The organism is Mycobacterium sp. FW102-FHT13B02, assembly GCF_058790275.1.
In genome coordinates, this window is sequence record NZ_JBYTCM010000016.1 from 40,107 (window position 1) to 60,157 (window position 20,051).

The 20,051-nt window shown below is 65.0% G+C and carries 20 protein-coding genes and 1 pseudogene; 17 read left to right on the forward strand and 4 right to left on the reverse strand.

All coding sequences use genetic code 11. From position 1 onward, the window contains the following. Window positions 1-12: 12 nt before the first annotated feature. Entirely contained in the window at window positions 13-1,917 is a 1,905-nt protein-coding gene (locus AC3WTE_RS23055) for a hydantoinase/oxoprolinase family protein (RefSeq protein WP_492441236.1), read from the reverse strand. A gap of 190 nt (window positions 1,918-2,107) precedes the next feature. Between AC3WTE_RS23055 and AC3WTE_RS23060 the strand changes: the two genes are divergently transcribed. Further along, window positions 2,108-3,955, forward strand: a complete 1,848-nt coding sequence (locus tag AC3WTE_RS23060; protein ID WP_492441238.1) for a sigma-54-dependent Fis family transcriptional regulator — start codon at window positions 2,108-2,110, stop codon at window positions 3,953-3,955. Window positions 3,956-4,218: 263 nt separating this feature from the next. On the opposite strand, the gene AC3WTE_RS23065 is transcribed toward AC3WTE_RS23060, so the two are convergent. Beyond that, window positions 4,219-4,995, reverse strand: coding sequence for a MinD/ParA family ATP-binding protein (locus AC3WTE_RS23065; protein WP_492441240.1), 777 nt, complete (start codon window positions 4,993-4,995; stop codon window positions 4,219-4,221). A 275-nt stretch (window positions 4,996-5,270) separates the two neighbouring features. Next, entirely contained in the window at window positions 5,271-7,103 is a 1,833-nt protein-coding gene (gene eccA / locus AC3WTE_RS23070) for a type VII secretion AAA-ATPase EccA (RefSeq protein WP_492441242.1), read from the reverse strand. 210 nt (window positions 7,104-7,313) lie between these two features. Here eccA and AC3WTE_RS23075 point away from each other — a divergent pair, with 210 nt between their 5' ends. From AC3WTE_RS23075 to AC3WTE_RS23150, 16 genes are all read left to right on the forward strand, one after another. After that, window positions 7,314-7,634, forward strand: coding sequence for a hypothetical protein (locus AC3WTE_RS23075; RefSeq protein ID WP_492441244.1), 321 nt, complete (start codon window positions 7,314-7,316; stop codon window positions 7,632-7,634). Continuing rightward, window positions 7,616-8,008, forward strand: coding sequence for a YbaB/EbfC family nucleoid-associated protein (locus AC3WTE_RS23080; protein ID WP_492441246.1), 393 nt, complete (start codon window positions 7,616-7,618; stop codon window positions 8,006-8,008). The genes AC3WTE_RS23075 and AC3WTE_RS23080 overlap by 19 nt, the downstream gene beginning before the upstream one ends. Before the next feature lie 119 nt (window positions 8,009-8,127). Further along, complete coding sequence (locus AC3WTE_RS23085) at window positions 8,128-8,415, forward strand: hypothetical protein (RefSeq protein WP_492441247.1); 288 nt, start codon at window positions 8,128-8,130, stop codon at window positions 8,413-8,415. A gap of 14 nt (window positions 8,416-8,429) precedes the next feature. Then, on the forward strand, window positions 8,430-9,782 hold the full coding sequence (locus AC3WTE_RS23090; protein ID WP_492441249.1) for a hypothetical protein: 1,353 nt from the start codon (window positions 8,430-8,432) through the stop codon (window positions 9,780-9,782). Between the two features lie 16 nt (window positions 9,783-9,798). After that, window positions 9,799-10,095 (forward strand): PE family protein, encoded by a 297-nt coding sequence (locus AC3WTE_RS23095; protein WP_492441251.1) that lies wholly within the window; start codon window positions 9,799-9,801, stop codon window positions 10,093-10,095. A 52-nt stretch (window positions 10,096-10,147) separates the two neighbouring features. Continuing rightward, window positions 10,148-11,242, forward strand: a complete 1,095-nt coding sequence (locus AC3WTE_RS23100; protein WP_492441253.1) for a PPE domain-containing protein — start codon at window positions 10,148-10,150, stop codon at window positions 11,240-11,242. After that, complete coding sequence (locus AC3WTE_RS23105; protein ID WP_492441255.1) at window positions 11,239-12,051, forward strand: ESX secretion-associated protein EspG; 813 nt, start codon at window positions 11,239-11,241, stop codon at window positions 12,049-12,051. Before AC3WTE_RS23100 ends, AC3WTE_RS23105 begins: the two co-directional genes overlap by 4 nt. 72 nt (window positions 12,052-12,123) lie before the next feature. Next, window positions 12,124-12,393 carry a hypothetical protein gene (locus tag AC3WTE_RS23110; protein ID WP_155903443.1) on the forward strand — a complete coding sequence of 90 codons (270 nt, stop codon included), beginning with the start codon at window positions 12,124-12,126 and terminating at the stop codon, window positions 12,391-12,393. Between the two features lie 14 nt (window positions 12,394-12,407). Further along, complete coding sequence (locus tag AC3WTE_RS23115) at window positions 12,408-12,689, forward strand: hypothetical protein (RefSeq protein WP_492441257.1); 282 nt, start codon at window positions 12,408-12,410, stop codon at window positions 12,687-12,689. Window positions 12,690-12,783: 94 nt separating this feature from the next. After that, window positions 12,784-13,566 carry an ESX secretion-associated protein EspG gene (locus tag AC3WTE_RS23120; RefSeq protein ID WP_492441259.1) on the forward strand — a complete coding sequence of 261 codons (783 nt, stop codon included), beginning with the start codon at window positions 12,784-12,786 and terminating at the stop codon, window positions 13,564-13,566. Continuing rightward, on the forward strand, window positions 13,553-14,572 hold the full coding sequence (locus AC3WTE_RS23125; protein WP_492441261.1) for a 3-oxoacyl-[acyl-carrier-protein] synthase III C-terminal domain-containing protein: 1,020 nt from the start codon (window positions 13,553-13,555) through the stop codon (window positions 14,570-14,572). The genes AC3WTE_RS23120 and AC3WTE_RS23125 overlap by 14 nt, the downstream gene beginning before the upstream one ends. A gap of 59 nt (window positions 14,573-14,631) precedes the next feature. Then, a complete protein-coding gene (locus AC3WTE_RS23130; protein WP_492441263.1) occupies window positions 14,632-14,952 on the forward strand; it encodes a hypothetical protein in 321 nt (106 codons plus the stop codon). Between the two features lie 32 nt (window positions 14,953-14,984). Beyond that, a complete protein-coding gene (locus tag AC3WTE_RS23135) occupies window positions 14,985-16,721 on the forward strand; it encodes a hypothetical protein (RefSeq protein ID WP_492441265.1) in 1,737 nt (578 codons plus the stop codon). Beyond that, window positions 16,718-17,191: a YbaB/EbfC family nucleoid-associated protein gene (locus tag AC3WTE_RS23140; protein WP_492441267.1), complete on the forward strand. Its 474-nt coding sequence runs from the start codon at window positions 16,718-16,720 to the stop codon at window positions 17,189-17,191. Before AC3WTE_RS23135 ends, AC3WTE_RS23140 begins: the two co-directional genes overlap by 4 nt. A 2-nt stretch (window positions 17,192-17,193) precedes the next feature. Next, window positions 17,194-17,481: a WXG100 family type VII secretion target gene (locus AC3WTE_RS23145; protein WP_492441269.1), complete on the forward strand. Its 288-nt coding sequence runs from the start codon at window positions 17,194-17,196 to the stop codon at window positions 17,479-17,481. Between the two features lie 65 nt (window positions 17,482-17,546). Continuing rightward, window positions 17,547-18,515: a WXG100 family type VII secretion target gene (locus AC3WTE_RS23150; RefSeq protein ID WP_492441271.1), complete on the forward strand. Its 969-nt coding sequence runs from the start codon at window positions 17,547-17,549 to the stop codon at window positions 18,513-18,515. 133 nt (window positions 18,516-18,648) lie between these two features. Here the strand turns inward: AC3WTE_RS23150 and AC3WTE_RS23155 are convergent. Beyond that, window positions 18,649-19,938, reverse strand: a pseudogene (locus AC3WTE_RS23155) (MinD/ParA family ATP-binding protein); the annotation flags it as partial. Window positions 19,939-20,051: the final 113 nt, after the last annotated feature.

The window sequence follows — 20,051 nt, forward strand, 5'->3', positions numbered from 1 at the left end:
TCGGTCTGGCGGTCAGGACTTATCGTTGAGGAGCAGGTCGCCGGCGGCGGTGACGCGGAATGACCAGTCGGGTAGCACTCGCGCGGTGAAAAAGGGGCCCTCGATGATCGCGGGGCCTTCGCCTCCGTCACCAATGTTCAGGTCGTCCAGCACGTACACTGCGACGTCCTCGACACAGGCGGCAGAAGACCGGACTTGCCGGGTCCCCGCCGCGGCTGCCGCGGTGGCGGTTACTGCGGCATCCGCGGTCAGCTGCGGATGCGACAGCGGCGCAGCCGCCGTCAGCTGCAGCGAAACCGCGGCACCCGGGTAATCCACCTCGTCGCCAGGCCGGTAAGGCAGTCGCGATACCGATCCGTCGTCAAGGTTCTCGACGAGCAACTGCCAGGACGTCTCGCAATCGGCCAGCGCATAACCCTCCTGGAACATGTCACGTTCAGCACGGGCCAGCAACGCGTTGTGGGTTTCGACGGCTGCTTTGGTAGTGGGTTCGCCGACGGCGACCTCGTAGGTCTTGCCGATGTCGGAGAAAGAGATGCCGAAAGCCGAGAACACCGCCGCGGTGCGCGGGACAAGCACCTGTTTGACGCCTGCCAGCCGGGCCGCGCCGGTGGCGCTCATTGGTCCGGCGCCACCGAACGCGAGCAGCGTGGTGTCCTCGGTGACCAGTGCGGCAAACGACTCCGACAACGCCTGGAAGTAAGCGCGCTCCATCTGGATCAGCGCCTCTTCCAACGACATTCCGAGCGGCTGCGCGATCGTCTCACTGATCACCGCGCGCGATCGGCTGGAGTCCAGGGTGAAAGTGCCGTCGAGGTAGGTGTCGGGATCCAGGATGCCCAGCAGCAGATTGACGTCGGTGATGGTGGCCTGTTTGCCACCGAAGCCGAAGCAGGCGGGACCGGGTGCGGCGCCGACCGACTGCGGGCCGACGGTGATCTCGCCGTTGACTACCTGGATCACGGACGATCCGCCGACGCCCGAGGAGGTTACGTCGCTCATCGGGTACGAGATGTGTACGCCCTCAATGGCGCCTCGCTCGGCAACAGCGACCGCACCATGTTCGACCACGCCGACATCGGTGGTGGTGCCGCCGATGTCCATCATGAGGGCGTGCGGAAAGCCGTAGACCTGAGCCAGGGCTGCGGTACCTTCCAGTCCACCGCGAGGTCCCGATGAATAAGTCTTGAGCGCAATCGATTTCGCGACCCTGGACGATGCGCCATCGTTGCGATAGACCAGAAGGGGATTGGCCACCTTGTAGGTCTGCAATCGTCGTTCTGCACTGTAGAGAAACCGTTCCATCGTGGGATGCAGGAAGGCGTTGACCACGCACGACCACACTCGTCGGGCGTCGTTACGGTCGCCGGCCAATTCCCAGCTGTAGATAAGCGGCACCGAACCGAGCAGATGGCGGGGGAATTTGCGCAGCAGCACATGCCGCAGCTGTCGTTCCTCCTCGGGAGAGGACGCGGCGATCACGACGCGGGCGGCACCCAGGGTGGTGAGCCGGTTGATCTTCTGCACTGCGTCGAATTCGGGGTCGGCCTCGGTGTCGACCGTCAGGAAGCGGTCGCCCACCAGTCCGGAGAACAACTTTTTCTCAGCGCCATCACGCTGCATGCTGGTATCCAGGCCGCGAATGGTGGTGAGAATGCCGACCGTTGGACCGCGTCGTTCCACCAGCGCATTGGTGCCCTGCGTTGTGGAATAGCGAATGTGCTCCGTGGCGTGCAAGAGCCTGGTGATGTCGGCCTCGCCGTACAGTGCATCTGACGCTTTTTCGATGCCGGTGAAAAGACATTCCGATAGATCGTGGGGCGTCGTCAGCGTTTTGGTGAAGGCGAACGCGTTCCCGTCCCAGACACAGATGTCGGTCAGCGTGCCGCCGTTGTCGATGTTTATGAGGGTGCCCATGGCGCTCCGTTCATGGAATTTCGCATATGTGAATGCGTGGACTGGGGTGGCATGTTGTGCTCTGCGCCACACCGCTGGACAAAGCGTGGTCCATGTCTCAGCCATCGGGGGTGTCCCAAGATGGGACACCGATTGCCTTGGCTGTGATGCGCGTCTCGTTCAGACTGGATATGACCTCAGGAGGTGAGCCATGCCCAACAGTTCCGCCCGCATGTTGCGGGTTGCGGCCGCCCGTGCGGATTTCCTGGAGTACGGCGGCAGTGGCGCCGCCGGGGTCTCGGACGTAGTGGTCGCGTCGTGGGAGCGCAGCCAAGCCGCGGGCGTGGACATTTCGCATCCGAACGCGCAGTTCACCGAGGAAATCGACGCAGCCTCGCTGCTCGTGCGGTGCGCCCGGCCGGTGCTGCAGCAACTGCAAGTCGACACCGCGGATATGCCGCTGGTGATTGCTCTGACTGACAAGAAAGCGAGAGTGGTTCAGCGCATCGACAGCTCGCCGGCAGTGGCCCGGTTGCTCGACCGGGTGCATCTGGCGCCTGGATTCAGCTATGCCGAGTCGACGATGGGCACCAACGGAATCGGCACCGTGTTCGAATCGGGACAGCCGATCAGTGTGGTGGGACCCGAGCACTTCAGTGAGAATCTGCACCTCTTCGCCTGCACTGGGGCCCCGGTCATCGACCCCGTGACAGGCCGTGTCGAGGGAGTGCTGGACATCTCGACGCTGTCGTCCTCGTGGAGTCCGTTGATGCATACCCTGGTCAAGAGCGCGGCGAAGGATATCGGGCGCAACTTTCTGCTTGACCGCGGTCAAGCACAGCGAGCGATCTTCGAGACCTATCTCAAGGTCGTTGCGCGCTCAGCGCGCCAGGCCGTTTTCGCGTTCGGGGATTCGGTATTCGTAGCCAGCTCCGCCGCACAGCAGATGTTCGACGCCGACGAACAGCGCATCATGCGTGAGTACGCAGTGTTTCTGATGGCCGGTAAGGACCGGGTGAGCGACACGATTACTCTGCCGGGGGATCGCCTTGTCCGTGTTCGAGGAGTCCGAATTTTGGCCGGCGTTGAGGTGGCCGGCATGGTGGTGATCGCTGAGACGGTGACCTCGAGTCAAACTGGTTCGCCGGATGATTTCAGCGATCAGCAATTGCCCCAGGTTGCGGTTGCGACGCCGCAAACGTCTCAGATCGTCGGCGGGTTGTGGCATTCGCGTGACGCCATGGCCGCCGGCGCCACGCCAGCCTGGACGCGGGCCTGCGCTGACCTGCGACAGGTCCTCGAACGAAGCCAGGCCGCACTCGTTGTCGGTGAGTCTGGGTCGGGCAAATTCACCTTGGTGGCGGAGTTGTTCCATTCGGTGTATCCGGGAGGAAGAGCGATTTCTGTGGACGCCGGCCAATTGGGAGTCGACGGTGCGCTCTCCGATCTCAGTTCACTGCTGGGCGAATCCGCTGAGCCCACGCTGCACATCATCCGTGATATCGATCAGGTGAGCACTGACGGCGTCGAACTGCTGGATGCGTACCTGACCGCGGTTGCTGCGGCGAACGGGCCGGTATGGGTGGCGGCCACCAGTTCGGATTCCGAGGCGACCACCGACCTGCCGTTTTGCGAACTGCTGCACCATTTCGAGGCGTCCATAACGATCCCGCCGCTGCGGTGCCGTACCGACGATCTGCCGGCGCTTACTACAGCGCTGTTGAGAGGGATTGCGCCTAAACGAAAGGTGAGACTCAGTCCTCAGGCGCAGCGCTTGATCGCACGTTACTCGTGGCCGCGCAACATTTCTCAGCTACGTGAGGCGTTGGTCCATGCACTGCGACGCAGGCCGGCGGGGGAGATTCAAGAATCGGATCTGCCGGGGTACTGCCAGACGGCGCCGCGACACGCGCTGACACCGTTGGAAGCGGCTGAACGCGACGCGATCGTTGCGGCACTGAGAGACACGGGCGGGAATCGTGTTGCCGCAGCGGCTCATTTGGGGATGTCACGGTCCAGCCTGTACCGGAAGGTCAAAACGTACGGAATCGTCGTCTGATTGGCTTGTTGGCTACCCGATCACCTACCGAGGCTGGCGCGTGGCGAATTGCCGGTCCGCCAACTGGTACCGCTGAACGGGTTGGACTATCCGTTGGGTGCTTCGAGCTCGGTCGCGATCGTCTGTTGGGTGGCCGCCCAACAGACGCTAGAAGCCTTAAATCCACCGCCGTCGGCGTGCCCGCGGGTGCGGTGTAGGCGTTGAGGTGCAGGCCGGGTTCGGCGGGCAGCTCAAGGTCTTGCAGGCTTAAACCCTGATCCGCGTCATTTTGCGAAGTCCTGGGTAATTGACATCGCGAGATCGGCGTAGGCCTGCCTGGTCTTGCGGCCCATCAGCTCGAGTGAGATTTCCGCGCCCGCGGCCAGATGGCGGTCGTAGGGGATGACGCACACCGAATGCACTCTGGGTAAGAAGTGTTGTGACAGTTGAGATATGTCGACCGGCACCGGGCCGGGGCGAGCGCAACTGATCACCGCGCGGGTATTCGGTACCAGCCGGGCATAACCGTGATGTTGTAGCCAGTCCAAGGTGGCCAACGCACTACGCGCCGAATCGACGGCCGGTGAGAGCACCAGAACCAACGCGTCGGCCTCGTCGAGCACCCCGGCCATCGCCGAGTGGGTGAGCCCGGTCCCGCAGTCGGTGAGGACGATGTTGTAGAACCTTTGCAGAATGTCGTGCACGGCTCGGTAGTCTGCTTCCGAGAAAGCCTCTGATACTGCCGGATCACGTTCTGAGGCAAGCAGTTCCAGTCGTGATGAACTCTGCGAGGTGTACCGTCGGACGTCGGAGTACCGGTCGACCCGCTGGTCTGCGAGGAGGTCCCGCACCGTGGCGCGGGTCTCGCTCGGGCCCCGTTGGGCCAGGGTGCCGAGGTCGGGGTTGGCGTCGACGGCGATGACTCGGTCGCCGCGCATGGAGGCCAAGGTGGCGCCCAGCGAGACGGCAGTGGTTGTTTTGCCGACGCCACCCTTTAACGAAAGTACGGCGACACTGAACGACCCGCTGATGGGGCGGATGGCCCGGTTGGTGAATGCCATGGTGACTGATGCGCCGGCGGAGTCGCCAAAGTTGAGCGTGTCTCCGCCAAGTTGGCGAATTATGTTGCGCCAGCCGTGTTGAGGTCTGGATTTTCGAGCCAGACCTAGTTCTCTGGCCGTGGGCAACAGGGACTTGGGGTGCCCGGGCGGCACGTCGGGTTCGGCAGTCGTGAAGCTCGTGGCAAACGAATCACGCTGCTGTGCAGTTGCATTCGGATTTGTTGTCCGAACCTCGATTGGTCCGGTGTCGAGGTCGGCGCCGTCGTTATGTGGTGTCACGAGATTCCCTGCTGGGTGTTGAGGCCGAGACTGGTCAGGACACTATGCAGCGCTGCCTTCATGTCAGCTGCTTCGATGCGCATCAGGTCCGCTTCATCGAGAGACTCGAGGTCGAAGCCGTGGCTTTCGCTCAGCCGGTACTCGCGTTCTTCCTCGGCGGATTCGATCACGTTCCGCACGAACCGTCCGTTGCCGGCCAGGTCGATGGCCGGCCGCGCGCGACCGTCGCGGTCCACCGATTGTGCGCGACACAGTTGGGTACACGCCGAAACCAGCTCGGTGTGGGCTTCGGCAGACAGTTCGGCGTCGCGGCTGCGAGCTATCACCGTGCCGATGTCGCCGAGTTCGGCGGGACTGTACGACGCGAACCGGATCCGCTTGGTGAACCGGGATGCCAATCCGTCGTTGGCAGCCAGGAGCCGGTCGATGTCGGCGTCGTACCCGGCGATGATCACTACCAACCGGTGCCGGTCGTTTTCCATTCGTGCGAGCAGGGTGTCCACCGCCTCCCGCCCGAACGCATCACCACCGGCTAGACCGGTCTGGATCAGGGTGTAGGCCTCGTCGATGAACAGGACACCGTCCATGGCGCTGTCGATCAGCGCCGACGACTTGATCGCCGTGCTACCCAGATGCTGGCCGACGAAGTCCTGCCGCTTGGCCTCGATGACTGCGGGTGTCTTCAAAAGTCCGAGGCCACAGTACGTTTGAGCGACCACTCGAGCGATTGTCGTCTTGCCGGTTCCTGGTGGTCCGGTAAAGGCCAGGTGCAGGCTGCGTGCCGCAGTGGTCAGTCCTTTGTCCTCCCGGACTTTCGCCAGCCGAGCCGCTGAACGCAACTTGGCGACCTGCAACTTGACCTCGGCCAACCCGACCTGGCGGTCCAGCTCAGCCTGCGCGGTGCGCAGGTACTCGTCACCACGCTCGGAGAGGGTCGCCGCGTCCAGGCCCGTCGCCGACGGGACGCTGGCGGGATCCCATTTGTCGGTGCGGGAGTCGATGATTTCCTTGGTTGTGACGATGAGCCGGTATTTCGGGTCGTTGAGGGCGGTGTGATTGGCCTCGAATCCGGGCTCCTCGCTATAGATCCGCTCAAAGGTCCGCCGGGCCTCGGCTTCATCGCCTGTTTCGCGCAGGGTGAGCCCCTTGCAGAATTCTGCTGCGCGCCGCGCCGCCGGGATGGGCCCGTCGATCGCCTGGTCAAGTCGCCGCAAGCCTTCGCTGAACAGCCCGAGCTGAGCGCAGGCCGAGCCCACCATCAGGTGCGCGCCGGCGGCGATATAGTCGTCGGTGAAGGACGGCGAGCGGGTCAGCGCGTTGAGTACGTCGGGCCACCGCTGAGTGGTGAAGTGAAGCACTCCGCACATGTAGTCGTAAATCTCGGCGGATTCGGTATCCCCGCCCGGCGTGGCAGCGCGCATCGCGTCGAGTTCACTGAGCACCCGTTCCGCTTCGGCGTAGTCCTTGCCCGCAATGAGGCTGGCTGCATAGGCCAGATGCACCTCAGTCGACGTGCTCAGCGTGTAGTCCAGGTAAAGGCCGGTGGAAAACCGGCCACTAAGCGCGCGCGGCGGCAGGCCGAGTCGGCGCTGCTCGCGTGACAGCGCCCCACTGGTGCGGTAGAGGTGGTGCAGTACCTCGGCGGTGGTTTCACCGGTCGCAGCGCGGCCCAACCAGGCGTCGCACATGCCCGGGTCGCACTCGGTGGCACGCTTGAAAGCTCTAGCGGCATAGTGGTTGTCGCGTTCGGCCTCAATACCGTCGATGGGGATCCCGAGCGACAACACGCCGGCGTCGAACACCCGTTGCGCGTCCCTGGTGCCATTCATCGACGTCGGTTCCTACCTTCTCTCGGGTCGGACTCCGGGGGCCACGCTAGTGGCCGCGCACACGCGTTCATCGAACGTTGCCCACGATGCGAATTTGGCTGCCTGATCTCATCCAGAGGATCCGCCTCACTGTATCGCCGATGCCGGATCGAGGGCGAGTGTACTAAGTTTGCGAATGCGTGCATCTCGAGGCAGCCGGGGGTGAGACATATGGCGCTGGGGCCGGTCAGTTCGCCAGGCGGTGGTATTCGCGTCACGACAACCGATCGTGGACTGCCGACCGCGATCAAGATCGATGCCGCAGAGTTGCGCCGAGCGCCCGAAGACCTGGCGCACGAAATCCTTTTGCTGAGCAGGATTTCGGCGATGCGTGCCCAGGTCCACATGCGCCGCGCGCTGACCAGCCAAGGCGTAGCCGACCCGGTGATCGGCACGTTAGGCCTGGCAACCGAAGACGAGTTGGCTGAAGCGGAGGATCGATTGCGCGCTGCCGACGAGGCACCGCCGGGTTCATGGCTGAGGCCGGTATGACCGGTGGTCTGGCTGATGCTGTGATCGCGCGGATCGTCAAGCAGCGCGATCTGATGCAGGCCATGGACGAGCACTGCCGATCGATCCGGGTGCGGATGAGCAGCGCCGACCAATCGGTGAGCGTCGAGGTCGACGGCTCTGGCGCGATGACTGGATTGCTTTTGGCGCCAACGGCTTACCGGCACGGTGCCGACGCGCTGGCCGACATCATCGTGAGCACGGCCCATGCCGCGGCTACGCACGCGGCCGAGCGCCAGCAGTTCCTGCTGCGTGAATTCACCGTCCGAATGGGTGACCTCGCCGCCCAGCCGTTGACCCGCTGGGACGGCACCACCGTGCACTTGGACCGCGGGCGCAAGGTTACCGGCGAATGAAGACTACGCAGCGTCCGACTTAAATCGCCTGCACCGGCTGCGCGGGTATTTGCACGCGTGCCGAATCCGTTTTACGTTGCAATGGTCAGCGGCCATCCCGATGGGGGAAGTGGGTATCCGTGGTGGCAACCGAATTTGAGGTAGTGCCAACACTTTTAGACGCGTTCGCCGCGGTTAACGCGGCGGCGTCGGAAGCCATTTCCGCGGCAGGGGCTGCGGACTCGAACGCGATGCTCGGATCGGCAGCTGCGGCGGTCGGCCCCATTGGTGCGACATACCTGACCGCCTATGCACCGGCGCAGGCCAATAACCTGACGAGCACATTGCTGGTGGGCGCAGTGCACGCCGGGGTCGGCGCCGCAACTGATGCGGCAAAAGTCGCGTTCCAGCAGACAGATCAGGCCTAGAACCGGGACCGCCCATGGCCGATGTAGTGACGCCGCAGGCGAACCCGACAGGCCAGGTGGCGCACCACCTGCCGGTTGGCGACGCCGCACCCGTCATCGCAGCGCACGAACAGAACCTGGTGGACTACCTCAATCTGCCGGTGCGCGACGTCTTGTCCCGGCTCGGCCTGGCCCCGGTCCGGCCCGACGCCCCGAAACCAGACGCCCCGGCCGACAACACGTCCTCGCACGACTCCGGCACACCCAACCAGCCAAGCCCCACGCCTCAGTCTGCGCCGGGGACAGGCGGATTCGACCCGATGTCGCTGATTCAGCCGGTGACCGACGCACTCGGAACGCTGGGTTCGGGTAATTTCGGCAACGCCGACCCAACCCAGATGTTCACCGGCATCTCGAAGGCGTTCGAGAGCAATGCGGGTCCGTTGCAGCAGGCGCTGGCCGGCCTGCAGGACGGTTGGACTGGGCAGGCCGGCACTGCAGCGGCCAGCAAAACCACCGCCGCAATGCAAGACGGCTCGCGGGTCAGTGAGCAGTCGATGGAGTTGCGGCGCAGCGTCGCAAACGCCGCCGCCCAGGTGCACCAAGGGCAGATCCACCTGCTCACGATCATCGGCGACTTTCAGGCCACGATGGCGGCGATCGGCCCGAACATCATCTTCCCGTGGGGATGGATCGCAGCGGTCTCCGCGGCCACCAAGGCCATCTCGATGGGCGCGACCGTGGTCACCCAACTACAGGGCGCGCTGGCCACGGAGGCGGCGGCGGTCACCACGGCAGGGGCGCCTGTGCTGGTGGCCGAGGCCCCCCAGGTGCTGTCCGCGCTCGCGCCGGTGGCCCAGCTGGCTGCCGGTGGCATTTCCAGCGGGACCGGCGCCATCAGCAGCGGCGTGCAATCCGCGGGCAAAGCGTCCCAGGACCATCCGCCCGCTGACCCCGGCCAGAATCCCATGGGCGAGAACGTGTCAACGTCCGACGCACTGCCGGGGGGTGCAGGCGGCGGCGCGGCCGCGGCGGCCCTTGGTCCCGGCGGTTTCGGTGGTGGCCCTGCGGTCGCCACGCCCACTTCCCGCCCGGTGGTGGCGCTTGCGTCGCCGCCGACCGAGGTCGCTGCCACGGTGGCCCCGGCGCAGACTGGCGGGGCCCGCACGGTGGCTGCGTCCACCGGGGTGGGGATGGGCGGTGCCGGGATGATGGGCGCCGGCTCGCCGGCCGCCGGCAAAGCGAGTGTCAGCGGACACCAGGCTGCCTCGTTCCTGCACACCTCCGACCAGGGCGACGAGATCGTCGGCGATCTCGGCACGGCGGCCCCTCCGGTGATCGGAGAGGTCGAGTTCAACGACACACCTGATATCGAATTGCGAATTTGACGCGAGGAGCACGCCCATGCCAACCAACACCGGTCTTTCGCTTCAGCCCGACGAAGTAGCCGATGCGACAAAGCAATTGGAAACGCTGGCCGCCCGGATCGAGCATGTGATGCGCACCGAGGCGCCCGCGCTCACGGTGACGGCGCCGGGCCGCGACGAGGTGTCCCAGCGCGTGGCCACCACTCTCAACGAGGTACACAGTGAATTCACCACGTCCACCGATGCCGGAGTGGACCAGTTGCGCGGTGCAGCACTGACGCTGCGCGCACAGAACAACGGTGTGGTGGACGCAGACCAGGACACGGTGGTCTGAACCGCCGATCCGACGGGCGCCGGCAGGCGCCGATCTGAAGGGGACATCGAGCGTGGGTTTCACCGACGTCGCGTGGGAATCGCGCAGCACCGAGCAGCTCGCGCGTGACCTGACCGACGGGCCTGGCCCGTCGTCGGTCGGCGAAGCGGGAGCGGCCTGGGTGCGGGTCGCCGACGAATTGGCCAGCGTGTCTACAGATTTCGACGCGGTTCTGGAGCGGTTCAAGGCCGCCAACGACAGCCAGGGGGCTGCCGCCGCAGTGCGCCGCCTCGAGGAATTCGGCAGCTGGCTGCAGGCGGTCAGCTTGAGTGCGGCGGCCAACGGTCAGCGCGCCGAGGCCGCCGCCGTCGCCAATACCGTTGCCGTACTGGCGATGCCGACGGTGGCCGAAGCCATACAGGCCAAAGCGGCGCACGACGTGATGGACTCCCTGGCGGCCTACAACGGCGCGATACTCACCGGCCAGTTCGCCGAATTCGATGAGGCGGCCGCAGGTCAGCAGTCCGACGCCGCGACCGTCATGCACCAGTATGAGGACGCCTGCAGCACCCTGGCCGAGCGGTGGGATCAGCCCATGCCACCGCACCTCACCGGGAGCGCCGCGGACAAGAACGCCACATCGCCGGCCGGCGCGCATTCCGGCGGGACCGCAGGTTCCAGTTCGGCGGCATCGGGTATCGGTGGTGGCGCTGCAGCACCGCCACCACCGCTGACCCCGTGGAAGCCCAACGGCGCCAACAGCTCCCAGGACGCCAAGGCGCCCCAGAAGATGCCGTCAGCGGTCACCGCCGCAGGCACGGGCTACGGGGCTGGCGCACCCTATGCGCCGCTGGCGGGGCACGTCCGCGGCGACACCGACCGCGAATTCGAGTCGGCGCGCCCGGCAGCTGCCCTCGACGGTGGCGGTGAAGCCGGTATCGGGGCACCTGAAGGCCAGAACTGGTTGCCCGCCGCGCAGCAGACCGACGCGCCGTTCGTGGTGTCCCACGTGAGTTGGGGCGCGAACACCGCGCTGTTCGATGAACTGGTGACCGCCGATGAACCAGCGGCACCGGAGTTCGACCATCCCGAGCGCACCCTGGAAGCGGTGTCGGACCGGTGGGTTGCGCCTGCGGTGATCGGCGTCGACAAGAAATTGACTCTATGACCACCGCGCTACGACCACAGTTCACGCTGTCCGACGACGAGCTACACGCGGCGGCAGCTCGCGTTGGCGTACAAAGTTTTCCGGCCGTACTCGCGATGAGGCGGCGGCACGCAACGGTCAGCGGACAGCAGGCGGCCTGGGATCGGGCCACCGTGGTGCTGACCCGTCGCGGGCTGGTTGTGGACGGGGCGGTGGACACCGATCTGGCTGTACTGCTGCAGACGCTGCAACGGCCGCAGCGCGCCCTGGCAATGCGTCTGGTCACCCCACAGGGCACCTGCAGAGTCTGCCTCGGCCGGACCGGGTCTACCGGCGTGCTGGCCCGCCGCATCGGTGATCAGGTGCTGCTTCGCGACATCGGCTGCGTCGCCGAACTTTGCGATGCCACCGCGGTACTGCTCGGTGAACTGCCTCCGTCAGCAGCCGCCCAGATTCAGGCGATCGGCGCGCCACTGGACGCCATGGCCGACGCACTCAGCGGGTCCCACGACCCGACGGTCATGGCCGATCGGGTCCGCGCACTTGGTGCTGACTCCCGCTCGGCGATGGCGCTCGGCATCGCTCTGGCGGCTCGAGAGGCATTCGCCGAGATCGACTATCACGCAGTGGTCGCTGGGCAAGACCGGGTCACGCGCACCTCGGCGGCCGTCGGCGTCTTCTACACCACGCGGGGCAGGATCATCGCGACACCGAGCGCCTCGCCGACCGGGCAGCTGTGGACCACGCTGAAGGCGGGCTCGGAGCACGCCATCAGCCAGGCCGTCGACCGGCTTGTCGAGCTTTCCGGCGAGAGATGGGGGGACTTTTAGGCCCGCACGCAGATCGTCTGAGCCGCAACACCATTGGATGCAAGGATCACCCGAGAAAGGCAACACGGAATCATGACAGTGCAGCTCACCCCGGCCGAGGCCGAGCAGAAGATTCAGCAGATCACCCACGCCCGGGACATGGCGGTCACCAAGCTCCACCAGATCGCCGACACGCAGCAGACCATGCTCGCCGCCGCGTGGCGGGGTACCTACGCCGGTGGCTACGGAAACACCTCGGCACAGCAGCACGAGGACTTCAACCAGCTCATCGCCACCCTGAACGACATCGTCGAGAAGGGCTCCACCCACATGCGCTCGATCGCCAATCTGGACAACGGTTAAGGGAGACAACAGCAATGGAAATTCGTTACGAGTTCGCACAGAACGCCGCCTCGCTGGACGACGTGTCCAGCGGCGTGCAGGCCATCCAGGAGGTGCGCGGCGACATCGACAGCATCTTCACCACGCTGGCGTCGGTGTATGAAGGTGAAGGCTCCACCGCTCTGCTGCAGGCCCACCAGAAGGTCAGCCAGATGATGGATGACGCCCTCAACCACATCGGCAACACCACGCTGCAGGCCCAGGATCAGCAAGCCGCCATGCAGGCGATGGACCGGGCGAACGCCGCATCGTTCTGACCGTGCGTGTGAGGTCCCGGGTTCGCCGCCCGGCGAGCCCGGGCCTCCCATGTGCCGCATTCCGATCGATCCCAGCCAAAGGCGGTGTCGCACAATGACCGACGACGTCGTGCCGCTGCGCTACGGTATCGAGCGGTGGTCTTTGAGCGGGTTCGAATTCCGCTGCGCGTGGGAGTCCCTCGGCCTGGACTATCTGCCGTTCCCTCTGGCTTACCGGCACGCAGAGCCGCAATTCATGCGTGAAGTCGAGGCCGAGCGTCGCGCAGCCTTGGCGCGTCTGCGCGGCGAACTCACCCCAGCCCGCGTCAGCATGCTCGAGGCACTGCGATTCCCGATCTTCGTGGTGCAAGGATTCGGCCGCATCGGTGAAGGCGAAGACGAGAACGTCTACCGGTTGTGGGCGGTGATCGGGCGCACCGGTCAGTGTGCGATTGCCACACAGGATCCCGGGGACCAGCTGATCTTCGGGCAGGACATCCACATCACCGGCTGCGCGAGTGACGATTTCCCCCAGGTCGTCATCGACGCGCTTCCACAGTCGCCTCCCGGCCGCGAGGCCCGACGCGAAGGCCGCTACGACTACCGGACACCTGAAGTGGTCCTTGGTGATGCGGCGATCACTGGTTCGGTACTGCTGTCGGCCGCTGTCGACTTCTCATTGGACTACGAACTGCGCGATCCCAGTCACCTGACCCTGATCATTGTTGCCGACGACGGCGCCTACCTGGTGCACGAAGGCACGAGCGATTTCCAGATCGTCCCGGCCACCGTGCCGAACCTGCTGGAGGCCTTCGACCGAGTCAAGCAACGCCAAATGGAAGTCGCCGCCAAGTGGGCGCTCACGAACACAGGCCGGGATTACCTTGGCCTACCTTAGCGCCGTCTCGGCATACATCCCCGACGGAACCGACACCGCCGGGCGGCCGCGGCATCTATCGCGCTGCCCGGCGGACATGCTGTCGGTACACCAGATGGTCGAACTGGCCGCCGCCCAGCTCGACCCGCAACTGCTCTCGGCCGCCGGGGCCAGCATGGCCGCCTCATTCCACTGCGGGACCCTCTATCAGGGTGAGCACTTCTGGCCGCTGCAGAACTCGATCCAACAGTCCCTCCTCGGTCAGATCTCTGCTGGCGCCGCCACCGAACTGCGCCAGTTCTGCTCCGGGGGCCTCTACGGGCTGATGCTCGCCGACGCGCTACTGGACAAGGGCTGGGCCGGCGACTACGCGATGGTCACCGGCGGCGACAGCTTCCACTACTTCGACCGCTATGACTACGCGGCCAGCCCTGTCACCGAGGGCTCGCTCATGGGCGACAGCGCGTTCTGCGCGATCCTGAACCGCAATAACGGCTTCGCACAGATACTCTCGAGCGCCGCGCGATCACACAATCCGTCAGCGGACATGATGCGCAGCAGAGCCGACCGCGGCCCCGACGATCCGGCCTTCCCCACATTGGACAACTGGATCGCGCGGTTCGAGCAGTATGACCGGCAGTCCGGCGGTTCGGTGGCGGCCAACGCGATGGCCAGCTTCCGGACCGCGATCGCCGTCATCGTCGAGTGCTACCGGCGCGCCGAGCGCGATCCTGACGAAATCGCCTGGTTTGCACCATCGTTCATCGGTCCACGCCGAATCACCGAGGCGCTCGCGCGCGAATCGGGCCTGCGACCAACCCCGGGACTACACGAATTCGCCCAGCAGTTCGGCCATCTCACCGTCACCGACTTCGGTCTCAATCTCGCCTATCTCATGAACGGCAAACTCGCCAAGGTCGGTGACCTGGTGTTGCTGTTCTCCGCCGGCAACTTCGTGAACTGCGCGGCCGTACTGATCCGGATCGAGAAGGAGGTGGTGCTGCCATTGAACGCCACAGCGCGGTGACCTCACCTTCGAACATTGCACAACAGCTGGTGCCCAGTGCCACCACCTAGGAGGACAACATGACCAACCCGTTCGGACCGCTCGATGCCGCAACAAGCGACAACAATCTGTTCCTCAGCCCGTCGGCGGTCACCGAGATCACCAAAACCGTCGACCCCTACGAATCGGCGCTGCAGACGCTGATCAACGACCGGCTCGATAACACGCAGGGATATTTCGGCACACCGCAAAACCCATTGGCATTGAACCTGGAGTCCGCATTCAACGCCCGCGGCAAGGCGCTGACCACCTATCTGACTGCGCAACTGTCCGCGGCCAAAGACCTCATCAAGACCGCTCAAGACGCGGCCAACGCGACAACCAAGACCGACCAGAACTAGAACACCCGGTACCGGGGACGAAGTAGGAGATCATGGGCGGATTTGCCAATTACGTCGGCGCCTGCATGGGCGGGGAGTACGACGACTCATGGGTCACCAACACCAATTACCCGGAGCGACAAGCGCTTCTGGGTCCCGACGGTAAGCTCATCCACCTGCCGGACCTCGCGGTGCCCACCGACACCGCCGGCAACAAGTACACCCCCGACAGCAAGCTTCTCGGCGAGGTTCCCGGGCTGCTGTCCGACCACGGCACCTACGAACAAGTCGAAAGCGAACTGCACGGCCCGGGCGCGATCAACTGGGAGAGTAAGACTTTCGTCGATCTCCGCAAAGAAAACGACGCGCTCAAGCCCGCTCAGGTGGATACTCTGTCCAGCGCGTGGCACAACCACGGAAACACTCTGCAGACCGAATCCACCGCGTTCAAAGATGCGATGAACCACGCCATCAACGGCCACTGGACGGGCGCCAGCGCCCACGCCGCCAACGCTGCCTCCCAAGCCGTCACGCAGACCTCCATCTACGATTTCACCCCGTCGGCCGACGCGCTGGCCAACCGTCTGCAAGTGCTCAGCGGCGCGTTCCGCAGCATCCAGAGCCGATTTCCGACAGACGCCAATGACAAGCTGATCGACTCGGGCAACTTCAATCAGGCGACGCTCGACGACGCCATCCACCAATTCAATTCCGAATACCACCTGGACGGTGGCGGGCGCCTGCGCAACAACAGCGACGGCTACGTCGCCGCCCAGCAAGCCGTCGACCAACTCAACCAGATCAAGCGGTCCATCGCGGATTATCAACTGGCCGTGCAGCTGTTTCGGGATACCTACAACCCAACCGTGGAGGCGGTGACCAACGATTTTCCGAATCTTCCCGGACCCCCCAACATGACATTCGGGCAGCCCGCACCGGGGGCAGCGGTGCCCAGCCCGGGTGGGCCGGTCGGGCCATCGGCGTCGCCGTCCAATGGCCCCGGCGGCGGTACCCCCACCGGCCCGGGCCCGGTCAGCGCGTCACCGCACACCCCTGGCACCGGTACACCGACCATGCCGACGCCCGGAGCCGGCGACCCCTGCCCCTGCACCTGCCAGGGCGGCTCCCTGACCCCGAGTCTGAGTGCGACCAGCATTGGCAAGTCCGCCTGCACCTGCGGGAGCAGAAACGCGGGCCGGCAAGCGATTTCGACGCAGGATAGCCAAATCACGACTCCGACCGACGCGATGCAGTCAATGGGCGCCAGCGGGCTTCTGAGCACCTTGGCCAGCACTGTGCAGCAGGCGCTCGGCGCCGCAACCGGTGCCGCCACGCCAACCTCAGCCAACGCCGCGAACATGAAGATGCCGCTGCGTGAAGGGGAGTTGAACCTCGGAAAGGGCGCCCTCGGAGGCGAGCCGGCGCTCGATCCGAAGGCGGCCGGCAGCGGGGGTGCGGCGTTGTCGGCGCCGGCGGGCGGGCTCGGCGCGCCCAAGGTGCCGGGGCTCGCCGCTGCGGCAAGCCATGCGGTGACTGCGGCGGAGGCGGGATCGGCGACGGTACCCGCCGCCGCCTCGACATCGTCGGGTTCACCCGGTGCACCCGGGGCGGCCGGTCATGGCGCCGGACACGGCGCGCAGGGCAAGGACTACAAGGCCAGCAAGGCGTTGCGAAACATCAAGAACGGCAACAATATAGTCGAAGAGATTGAAGCGTCGATAGCGGTTATCGGCCAGGAGATCGAGGCGGAGGTCAACCGTCTGATCAATGGTGGCAGGACCGGGCAGTGAACAACGACCAGGCCCGCCACCAATTGCTTGATGTGCTCGCCCTTGCGCAGGAGCAGATGGCCGACTTCGCCGACATACAACGAAAGCGAGCGGCCCTGACCGCTCGTCACGCCGTCGCCGACGGCACCGTCGAGGTGACGGTCGACGCTCACGGCGTCGTGACCAAGGTCGTGATCGACCCGGCGTACCTCGAGGAGTTCGACTTCACCGATCTCGGGAGCTATGTCGCTGCTGCGGCGCAGGGGGCTGCGCAAGAACTGCACCAGCGAGCCTCAGAGCTGTTGCGCCCGTTGGCCGAGCGCCGCCAGCAGATGCCGCCGATGTCCGACATCGTGCCGGGCCTACCCGACCTGCGCGACCTGTTTCCTACCCGCACCGATGAATCAATACCGTCCACGGCGCCGCCGGCCGCAGACGACGACGACTGGGACGCCGAACCGCCGGCGCACCCGATCATCACGAGGAGATGATGATGCCCGATCTGTATGTGACACCCGCACAACTTCGCGCGACATCCAACCATCTCGCCGAGGTCAGTGGCGAAATGTCGGCGATACTCAGCGATTTGATGTCCAACACCGGGGGCACCCCGTGGGGTGATGACAGCATCGGGCATTCGTTCGCCAATGGCACACATGGGTACCTTGGCCAGGAGCAGTGGGTGAAGAACTCCATTCAGTCCAAGACGAATCTGCTGAATGACTATTCCACGGGGTTACGGACCGCCGCCGACACCCTCGAACAGCAAGATCAACCCTGACCGTGCCCGACGGGTGCGCCACCATGCCCGAACCGCAACGCTCCCAACGATGATCGGAGCCCCCGATGACCATTACCATCCCATCCGAACTGCAGTGGGTCGCCTTCCTGGTCGGCGCAGAGTGGCCGCAGGGCGACGAAGACGCCATGTTCGGCCTGGGAGATCGATGGCACGGCGCGGCCACGCGCATGCACAACCTCATCCCGGACCTCAATAACGTTCGCCAGGAAACGATGTCGTGTCTGTCCGGGGAGACCGCGACCGCTGCCGACCACCAATTCTCCATGCTGTTCGACGGTGACTACTCGGTCGACAAACTGGCACAGGCAATGACGGCGATCGGTGATCTCGCCCATGGTTGCGGGACCCAGATCGAATACTCGAAACTGCAGACCCTCAGCGCCCTGGCCATGGCGGCCACCGAGATCCTGTGGGCCTACGCGTCGGCTGCAGAAACCTGGGGCGCCAGTCTGGCCGAGGTGCCGATCATCGAACTGTTCACCAATTATTCGATCCGCGAGATCATCGGCCAATGCATCAACCGTATCTTCGCCGGTCTGGAAAGCGCGTTGTCGAAGACGCTGGTCAAAGAACTCATCAAAAAAGGCATTTACAAGGACCTTTGGATGGTGCCCCAGGAGCTCGCGATTGAGGAAACCCAGGTGCTCGAAGGCCACCGCAAAGACATCAACTGGGGCCAGGTCGCCAAGGTGTCCGAGCTGCAATTCGTCAACGGGGTGGCCAACAAGGCCGCCAAGACCGGCGTGGAAAACCTGGCCGGCAAGGTGTTCGGCAAGGCCGAAACACAATTCCAGTCCACGGTGCTCGGGACTGTCGCCGGCTACGCCGGCGGTATGGCCGGCACCGTGGCGCCCATGGCGATCACCGGCAACCTCGATGAACTGACACCAACCAAACTGTTCGGCTCAGCGATCAAGAGCGGCATCAAGGGCGGCGTGTCGTCGTACATGAAAGGCGGCTCGAGCGCGACCACCGAAGAAACCGACCCACAAGTGACTGCCCGGCCCGACTGACGACATGCGCGCAGTTGCGCCAGGCCCTGCCGGACATCCCCGTTCCTTTTTGAGAAATGTCGGCCGACACCACGGCGCGGGAATAGCGAAAACCGCTATGCGCCAATGGGATGCGATTGTACTTGAGCTGCGGTCACCCAGTCCCGGCTGCGGTCGTGGGGAACTTCTGTGCAACCGCCCCTGCGAGGTCCAGGTAGGCGCGCATCGTGGCCGGTTTGAGCATCGCGAAGTCGATGTCGGCGCCCTCGGCCAGGTGCTGATCGAAGGGCACGAAGTGGATCGATCGGCACCTGGCTTCGAAGTGCGCGCGCGCCTTGTCGATCACCATCCGGTCTGACGTGGGCGCAGCGGCACTGAACACCACGTGCGCCTCGCGAACGAGATCGCTGTGGCCGTGCTGCTGAAGCCAATCCAGGGTGGCCGAAGCGCTCAGCACGGCATCGATCGCCGGTGCGGTCACCAGCACGATGGCATGCGCCAAGTCCAGAACACCCTCCATGGCTGAGTGCATAATCCCTGTGCCACAGTCAGTCAGTATGACGTTGTAGTAGTGGCGCAAAATGTCGATCGTCCGCCGGTAATCGCGGTTCCCGAAGACTTCGGCGACGGCGGGGTCTTGCTCGCTGGCCAAGACCTCCAGCCGGCTGATGGCCATCCTGGTGTGATTCCTGACGTCGGCATAACGGTGAATATTGCTGTCCCTCAGTAGATCGCGCACGGTCGATTGGGTCGACTGGTCGAGCACCCGCTCGGCCAGAGTGCCCCGATCGGGATTGGCATCGACCGCGATCACCCGGTCACTGCGGGCCATTGCGAGTGCAGAGCCCAGCCCGAGGGTGGTGGTGGTCTTGCCGACGCCGCCCTTGATGGACAGCACCGCGATCCGGAAGTCGCCGCCCAGCGGGTAGCGGATCGTCGCCATCAGGGCGGCCTGCTCACGGTCTTTGCGGGAATCGCCGGGGTTGATCCGGCCACCGCTCACCGCGTGCAACATCCGGCGCCACCCTCGCTGTGGTGCGGTGCTGCCTCGGTCGACCATGTTGTGCCCGTCGAGTGCTTCCGGCGCCCAATATGATTGCGGTGCAGGGTTATTCGATGTCATCATGGCCGCCGGTGGTGGCGGCACCCATCCCGGCGGCGGTAGTGGGGGAGCGCCGATCGGCCACGGCGGCGCGGGAGGCGGCAGGTAGCCGGCGGCCAGAGGCTGGTCTTGCCGATCTTGCGCCGGCGCATCGACATCGATGCCCCCTGCGTCGAAGCGGGGTTCAGGGCCGGCGGCCGATGCGGGTGTGTGGCCGGCTGGCGATTCGAGGTGGTCGATGACCGCTTCGACGTCTGGCCGTGGGCGGTGATCGAGTGGGTTGCCGACGGCGCCGCCGCCAGCATTGCCCAGTGCTGGGGGAACGAGCCATGGGGGTGGCGCTGGTGCGTCCCGTTTATCTTCTGGTGGCCTGCGCGTGGACATCCACTACCCCTCGAATTTGTCAGGTTGTTCCCCGGCGGCTCCGATCGTACGGAGGCGACGCCGTCCTGGCA

What these genes read in the sequence shown, in the direction of transcription:
- AC3WTE_RS23075 (WP_492441244.1), top strand. Translation starts at nt 7,314, where the DNA reads ATGGCGCTGGGGCCGGTCAGTTCGCCAGGCGGTGGTATTCGCGTCACG.
- AC3WTE_RS23135 (WP_492441265.1), top strand. Translation starts at nt 14,985, where the DNA reads ATGGGCGGATTTGCCAATTACGTCGGCGCCTGCATGGGCGGGGAGTAC.
- AC3WTE_RS23130 (WP_492441263.1), top strand. Translation starts at nt 14,632, where the DNA reads ATGACCAACCCGTTCGGACCGCTCGATGCCGCAACAAGCGACAACAAT.
- AC3WTE_RS23055 (WP_492441236.1), bottom strand. Translation starts at nt 1,917, where the DNA reads ATGGGCACCCTCATAAACATCGACAACGGCGGCACGCTGACCGACATC.
- AC3WTE_RS23080 (WP_492441246.1), top strand. Translation starts at nt 7,616, where the DNA reads ATGGCTGAGGCCGGTATGACCGGTGGTCTGGCTGATGCTGTGATCGCG.
- AC3WTE_RS23095 (WP_492441251.1), top strand. Translation starts at nt 9,799, where the DNA reads ATGCCAACCAACACCGGTCTTTCGCTTCAGCCCGACGAAGTAGCCGAT.
- AC3WTE_RS23060 (WP_492441238.1), top strand. Translation starts at nt 2,108, where the DNA reads ATGCCCAACAGTTCCGCCCGCATGTTGCGGGTTGCGGCCGCCCGTGCG.
- AC3WTE_RS23115 (WP_492441257.1), top strand. Translation starts at nt 12,408, where the DNA reads ATGGAAATTCGTTACGAGTTCGCACAGAACGCCGCCTCGCTGGACGAC.
- AC3WTE_RS23090 (WP_492441249.1), top strand. Translation starts at nt 8,430, where the DNA reads ATGGCCGATGTAGTGACGCCGCAGGCGAACCCGACAGGCCAGGTGGCG.
- AC3WTE_RS23145 (WP_492441269.1), top strand. Translation starts at nt 17,194, where the DNA reads ATGCCCGATCTGTATGTGACACCCGCACAACTTCGCGCGACATCCAAC.
- AC3WTE_RS23105 (WP_492441255.1), top strand. Translation starts at nt 11,239, where the DNA reads ATGACCACCGCGCTACGACCACAGTTCACGCTGTCCGACGACGAGCTA.
- AC3WTE_RS23150 (WP_492441271.1), top strand. Translation starts at nt 17,547, where the DNA reads ATGACCATTACCATCCCATCCGAACTGCAGTGGGTCGCCTTCCTGGTC.
- AC3WTE_RS23110 (WP_155903443.1), top strand. Translation starts at nt 12,124, where the DNA reads ATGACAGTGCAGCTCACCCCGGCCGAGGCCGAGCAGAAGATTCAGCAG.
- eccA (WP_492441242.1), bottom strand. Translation starts at nt 7,103, where the DNA reads ATGAATGGCACCAGGGACGCGCAACGGGTGTTCGACGCCGGCGTGTTG.
- AC3WTE_RS23065 (WP_492441240.1), bottom strand. Translation starts at nt 4,995, where the DNA reads ATGGCATTCACCAACCGGGCCATCCGCCCCATCAGCGGGTCGTTCAGT.
- AC3WTE_RS23120 (WP_492441259.1), top strand. Translation starts at nt 12,784, where the DNA reads ATGACCGACGACGTCGTGCCGCTGCGCTACGGTATCGAGCGGTGGTCT.